At 63.2% G+C, this 6330-nt stretch carries 5 protein-coding genes and 1 other RNA gene; 1 reads left to right on the plus strand and 5 read right to left on the minus strand.

Annotated elements, in window-relative coordinates; all coding sequences use genetic code 11:
* The 5 genes from QZ079_RS07370 to QZ079_RS07390 all read right to left on the minus strand — a co-directional run.
* A partial coding sequence (locus QZ079_RS07370; RefSeq protein ID WP_297037103.1) for an aminotransferase class III-fold pyridoxal phosphate-dependent enzyme occupies positions 1 to 826 on the minus strand: 826 nt, incomplete at its 3' end.
* Positions 827 to 916: 90 nt separating this feature from the next.
* Positions 917 to 1879 carry an acetylglutamate kinase gene (gene argB, locus QZ079_RS07375; RefSeq protein ID WP_297037106.1) on the minus strand — a complete coding sequence of 321 codons (963 nt, stop codon included), beginning with the start codon at positions 1877 to 1879 and terminating at the stop codon, positions 917 to 919.
* A 90-nt stretch (positions 1880 to 1969) separates the two neighbouring features.
* A complete protein-coding gene (gene argJ / locus QZ079_RS07380) occupies positions 1970 to 3235 on the minus strand; it encodes a bifunctional glutamate N-acetyltransferase/amino-acid acetyltransferase ArgJ (protein WP_297037109.1) in 1266 nt (421 codons plus the stop codon).
* Positions 3236 to 3412: 177 nt separating this feature from the next.
* Positions 3413 to 4480 carry an N-acetyl-gamma-glutamyl-phosphate reductase gene (argC, locus tag QZ079_RS07385; protein ID WP_297037113.1) on the minus strand — a complete coding sequence of 356 codons (1068 nt, stop codon included), beginning with the start codon at positions 4478 to 4480 and terminating at the stop codon, positions 3413 to 3415.
* A gap of 270 nt (positions 4481 to 4750) precedes the next feature.
* Complete coding sequence (locus QZ079_RS07390) at positions 4751 to 5629, minus strand: patatin family protein (protein ID WP_291289154.1); 879 nt, start codon at positions 5627 to 5629, stop codon at positions 4751 to 4753.
* A 220-nt stretch (positions 5630 to 5849) separates the two neighbouring features.
* On the opposite strand from QZ079_RS07390, the gene ssrA reads away from it, so the two are divergent.
* Positions 5850 to 6217: a transfer-messenger RNA gene (ssrA, locus tag QZ079_RS07395) on the plus strand.
* The last annotated feature ends 113 nt before the right edge of the window (positions 6218 to 6330 follow it).

The following is a 6330-nucleotide window of genomic DNA, read 5'->3' on the forward strand; positions in this document are numbered from 1 at the left end:
CCGTAAGCTGGATAGCGAACGGCGCGCCGCAGCGGAAGATGCCCGCCTGCACCTCGTCGGAGATGAGCACGCCGCCCACACCGTGTACGAGGTCGGCCGCCGCCTGCACGAACGCCGCGTCGAGCGGGTGCACGCCGCTCTCGCCTTGAATGGGTTCGATCATGACAGCGCAAATCTCGCTGCCCAGCGCACCGAAGATCTGCCGCAGTTCGTCCACATCGTTCGGCGTGCAGGCCACGAACCCGCCGGGCAGCGGGCGGAACGAATCCTGCAGGCGGTCTTGCATCGTCGCGGCGAGCGTCTCGAGCGTGCGGCCATGGAAGCCGCCGCGCAGGCACACGATTGTGTTGCCGCCGTTGCCCGCGCGCTTGGCAAAGAGCCGCGCGAGCTTCATGGAACACTCGTTGGCCTCGGCACCGGAGTTCGCAAAGAACGCCTGCCAAAGCTCTTCTCCCGCTGCTGGTTTCGCTGCCGCGGTAAGCTCCGCCTCGTCCCCTCCGCGTATCGCCTGCGCCAACCTATACGCACCGGCGACATCGTTGTTCGCGAGCTTCGAAAGCAGCGCCGCCACGGCCCCGCGGTGCTCGACATAAAAGTAATTCGATACGTGCAGGAGCTTCGGCACCTGCGCCTCAAGGGCTTGCACGAGCGCGGGGTGCCCGTGTCCAAGCGAGCACACGCCGATCCCCGCCAGGAAGTCGAGGTACACGCGGCCTTCGCTATCGGTGAGGTGCATGCCGTCTCCACGTACAAACTCCACGGGGCTCCTGCCGAACGTCGGCATCACATATGCGGCATCGAGCGCCTGCTCCATCTCGTATGACATATCCGTCCCTCCTCGCACGCGAGCATCTAAGCCTTGAGCTCAGATGCTCGTTTCTGCGCATGTGCTACGTTCAACCCTGAACCCAGATGCTTACTCGATGTCCTCGGTCTCCACGAGACGCGAGGCAAATGCGCCCACAGGATGCGGATGCTGATCGAACTCGTAGGATTCGAGCGTCGAGTGCATGACGGTACCTACGCCCGTCGAGGTGAAAAGCTCCACGAGCAGCGAGTGTGGTGTCGTGCCGTTGATGATGTGCGCGCGGTACACGCCGCCGCGAAGCGCCGTCACGCAGGCTTCAAGCTTGGGAATCATGCCCTTCGAGACCTCGCCCGCCTTGATCATCTCTTCGGTCTCTTCGAGCGTGAGATTCGATATGAGCGACGTCTTATCGGAGAAATCCTCGTACAGGCCGTCGACGTCGGTGAGGAAGATCGCCTTGTGCGCGTGGATCGCGGCGGCGATATGCCCGGCGGCGAGGTCGGCGTTCACGTTGAAAAACCCGCCGTCCGCACCCTGTGCGACCGTCGCGACCACGGGAATGTAGTCGTTGTCGAGCAGCGTCTCGAGGTAGTCCGTGTTCACCTGGCTGACCCTGCCCACGCAGCCGAGTTCGGGATCGAGCTGCTCGGCAATGAGCGTACCTCCGTCGCCGCCCGAGACGCCCGCGGCAACGGCGCCGTGTTTGTTGAGCGCCGCGACGAGCTCCTGGTTCACCTTGCCCACGAGCACCTGCCGCACGACCTCCATGGCCTCGGGCGTCGTCACCCGCTGGCCGCCCTTGAATTCCACAGGCAGGTCGTAGTGGCTCAGCGCCTCGTTGATGGCCGCGCCGCCGCCATGTACGATCACGACGCGCGCACCGATGATCTTGAGCAGCAGGATGTCGCCCATGACCTTCTCACGCAAATCCGCATCGACCATCGCAGCGCCGCCGTATTTGATGACGACGGTCTTGCCGGTGATGTTCTTGACCCACGGCAGCGTCTCGTAGAGCTGACGCCCGAGCTGCTCGTTCGTAAGCGAAGGGGCAAGATCGCGTGCGTACTTCATAACCATTCCTCCAAAAGCGATGTGCAAAACCGCTCGTTCGCAACGCCTGTACCCTTTATCATGGCGTTGGAGACCGGCTCCGATGTCCGATTACGAACGGTAGTCCGCGTTGATCGAGATGTAGTCGTGCGTGAGGTCGCACGTCCAAACCGTCGTCGCGCATGAGCCTGCGCCGAGGTCGACCGAGATGACGATCTCCGGTGCCTCGAAGCGACGCAGCGCCTCGTCCTCGTCGAACGGCACGGCAAGGCCGGCGCGGCACACGGGAAGCTCCATGATGTCGATGTCGACAGCGCGCTGATCGAACGCCACGCCGCATTTGCCCAGCGCAGCGGCGATGCGCCCCCAGTTGCAGTCGTGTCCTGCGATGGCGGTCTTCACGAGCGGAGAGTTCGCCACCGAGCGAGCGCAGGTATCTGCGTCCTCGGGTGTCGCCGCACCGGAGACGTTCACGGTCACGAGCTTCGATGCGCCCTCGCCATCTGCGGCTATACCGCGTGCGAGGGCTTCGCACACCACGTAGAGCGCATGTTCGAGCTCGAGGTACGCCTCCGTTCCCTCGACAATCGGCTCCGCTCCCGCTGCCGCCGCGCCCGAGGCGAGCATGATGCACGTATCGTTCGTCGACGTGTCGGAATCGACGGTCACCTTGTTGAACGTTCGGTTCACCGAGCCCGAAAGGAGCGCATGCAACGCCTCGGGCGCAACGGGAGCATCGGTCGTGATGACGGCAATCATCGTGGCCATGTTCGGCATGATCATGCCGGAGCCCTTCACGCAACCGCCCACCGTGAAGGTGCACCCCACATACGCGAGGTCGCCCGATTCGTACGTGACCGCGTATTCCTTGGGATGCGTGTCGGTCGTCATGATCGCCTGCGCTACAGCCGCTCCCCCGTCGCGTGAGAGCGCGGCGAGCGCCCGGGGAATGCCCGTCTCGAAGTGCTCGACATCGAGCTGCACGCCGATCACGCCCGTCGAGGCGACGAGCACCTGGTCGGTCTCGCAGCCAAGCAGCTGCGCGGTAACCTCACTGGTGTAGCGAGCGGCTTCGAGTCCGGGCTCGCCAGTCGCGGCGTTCGCGTTGCCCGAGTTCGCGACCACCGCGCGCACCAGGCCGTAGCCCTTGTTACCGAGGTGCTCGCGCGAGACCGTCACCGGCGCCGCACAGAAGCGGTTCTTGGTAAAGACGCCCGCTGCCGGACAGGGCTCGTCTGCCACCACGAGCGCGAGGTCGCCGCGGTCGGGGTTCTTGCGAAAGCCTGCGTGGACGCCTGCGGCGCGAAATCCCGCCGCACTCGTGACGCCGCCTGCGGGAATCGCGCGAAGTTGCTCATCGAACTCTTCAACATTCATCTTCTTGCATCTCACAATCTTGTAGAGCCGAACAGCGAACGCGTCACTTTGGGGACGGGTACCTTCGTGTCGTTTTTGACGCTTTGGGGACGGGTACGTTTGTGTCGAAAACGACACGAAGGTACCCGTCCCCAAAGTGACGCCCCCAAAGCGATGCGCTCGCCCGAACGTAACGGGTTATACGGGCAGGGCGAGCAGGGGCAGCCCTCGTCGCTCATCGAGCCCGAATACGATGTTCGCGCACTGCACCGCCTGGCCGGCGGCACCCTTGCACAGGTTGTCGATCGCTGCGATCGCGATGAGCGCACCCGCCTCGGAATTCACTGCGAGCCCAATCTGGCAGGCATTGCTCCCAACGACAGACGAGGTCTTCGGCGTCTGCCCGGCATCGAGCACGCGTGCAAACGGGGAGCCCGCATAGAAATCGCGGTAGTATGCAACAGCCTCCTCGGCGCTCAACCCGCGCAGATCGTCCGCAAGCGGCAACGTCACTGTAGAAAGCAGCCCGCGACGAAGCGGCGCCAGATGCGGCGTGAACACGATGCGGCCAGGAAGCTCCAGAATCTGCTCGATCTCGGGCGTGTGGCGGTGACGGCAGACGTTGTATGCCTCAACGTTTTCATCCGCGCTGCAATAATGCGTGCGCGCCGAGGGCGTCTTGCCCGCACCCGTGACGCCCGAGATGGCATCGACGACCACAGGACCTGTCGGCGCCGTCCAACCAGCGCGAATCGCAGGCGCCGCAGCAAGCGAAGTCGCCGTGGGGAAGCACCCAGCGCAGGCGACAAGCACGGCGTCTCCCGCGGTATGCCGATCGGCGAGGCGGGCGAGGTCTTCGGCAAACAGCTCGGGCAGGCCGAACGCACGTGCCTGGAGAAGCTCGGGCGAGGTGTGCGTCGCACCGTACCAGCGCTCGTATACCGCCGGGTCATTCAAACGATAGTCTGCCGAAAGGTCCACAATCGTCACGTCTGCGGCAAGCAGCTCGGGCACGACGGCGAGCGCCGCGGTGTGCGGCACGGCGAGAAACACAACATCGCAGGCAATAAGCGTCGGGTCGTCATGCGTAGAGAACACGAGATCGCTCATGCCCGCAAACGCGGGGTACACGCTTGCCAGCGACTGGCCGGCATCGGCGTTCGACGTGATTACCTTGAGCTCGAAATCTGGATGAGACAGGAGCAAGCGGACGAGCTCGACCCCGGCATAGCCGGCCGCCCCTACAATTCCTGCAGCATAAGCCATATGCGTCGTCCCCCAAGCACGCATCGCGCGCGACGTTCGAGAGGCGCGCATCCTATTCGTAACGCCTTGAAAGGGTAGCACAGCCTACACATGAAATCGAATTATTGATAGGTAACCATTCACATTTTTGCAGAATGGTTACAGCTCGACACGCAGCCTGCCGCCTGGAGCGGGCGCGCTCGCCATCGGCCGAGTGAGGAGCGCGACCGGTCGAACCCCTACTCAGCGCGCCGTTTGCGCCCACCCGAAACGAACTGCACGGACGAAGCCTTATGCGAGGAAAGCCGTCATCTCGTCCAGCAAACGCGACGCCTCCTGACGACCCTGGATGTAGAGCTCGAGCAGCTTAGCGGGATCCCGTTCGATATGCCCAACCTCGACTTTGTGCGGCGGCGCGACCACGAACGCCCGACCCGCGCGCTCATATGCCCAGATATGCTCGCGCTGCTCGTTGTAGCGCTCATGGCGCGTCTCGAGCGCATCAAGCAGGTACGGATAGGTAGCGTAGCGCACGCGCGCGGCAGGCATGAGCTCGTAGGGCTCCTTCTCATAACCGCGATGCTGCGTGAGCACCACGATCGCACGGTCGAAGCCCTCGTCTTCCAGCACGTGTTCGACCGGCACCGAGTCCGCGACGCCGCCGTCGAGATACAAGCTGCCGCCCACCTCGACCGGCTGCGTCACGAGGGGAAGCGACGTCGTGGCGCGCACCGCGTCGATGTCGAGCGCGGCGTCGCGCACCTCGAGGTATTCGGCCGTCCCGAACATCGCGTTCGTCACCGTGGCGAACAAGCGCATGGGATTTGCGCTGAATGCGGCGCTATCGAAGGGGTCGATACGATCTTGCACCTCGTTGAGCAAAAAGTCGTATCCCACGATGCTGCCGGTTGTGGCAAGCGAGCGCGTGGAGATGTAGCGAGGGTCGTTGCAGAAGGTGAGGTTGATGCGGTTCGCGCGACCGATCTGCCGAGATTTGTAATTGAGGCCGCACAGGGCACCGGCGGAAACACCGTAGCACGTGGGAACTTCAACGCCATGTTCGAGCATGACGTCAAGCACACCCGCCGTGAACTGGGATCGGAAGCTACCGCCTTCCAGAATGAGCGCGACCTTCCCCGTGTTGTCCATAATGCCCTGCGCGTTGTGCATGCTCGTCTTCCTTTCGTCGCGACGTTCGAGTCATTCTACCCACACGGCGGAAATTGAACCATGACGGCACGTACCCTTGTAGTGGCGCCGCGTACGTGCTATGCTGCGATATCCACCGCATGGTGGCGTACTTTGACAGGTCGAGTTCGGTAGATGCAATAACGTAAAATTACCCCAGGGGTTTTTTAACATCTGCGCCCTACCGACCCAGACCCCCTTCGGGGCCGACTGGTTTCGACACGATAGCTCTGAGAGAGGAAGCAGGCCGTGGTCTCCTCGCCACGCTAAACAGGGGTACTGTCAAATTGAATTGACAAGAATTCTTCTTATGAGCCCCAGCTGGCTCTTGCTGCTTAATTAATTAGCGGCACGCCAAACCCGGGAGTTCCCCGACCCGGGCGCGGTGTCATTTGAGGGGAATGCTCCCGCGCACGTAATCGGTATGGCGCGGGCTAAGACTGAACCGGTTGGGACGGCGCGAGCGTGTCGCTGCGCGCACGCCGTCCGAGATTAAACCAGCGACTGAGCCTGGAGATGCCGATCAGGGGGCTTTCGTGGACCGGAGTTCGATTCTCCGCGGCTCCACCAGGAAATGAAGTGCGGCTCCGGCGACGGAGCCGCTTTTTGGTTTGGGCGCGCCACAGGGGACTCGAACCCGGAGGGCGCGGAGCGGCGCAAACGCGCGAGCGTTTGCCGCGGAG

The organism is uncultured Enorma sp. (genome assembly GCA_905210055.1).
GTDB lineage: Bacteria > Actinomycetota > Coriobacteriia > Coriobacteriales > Coriobacteriaceae > Enorma.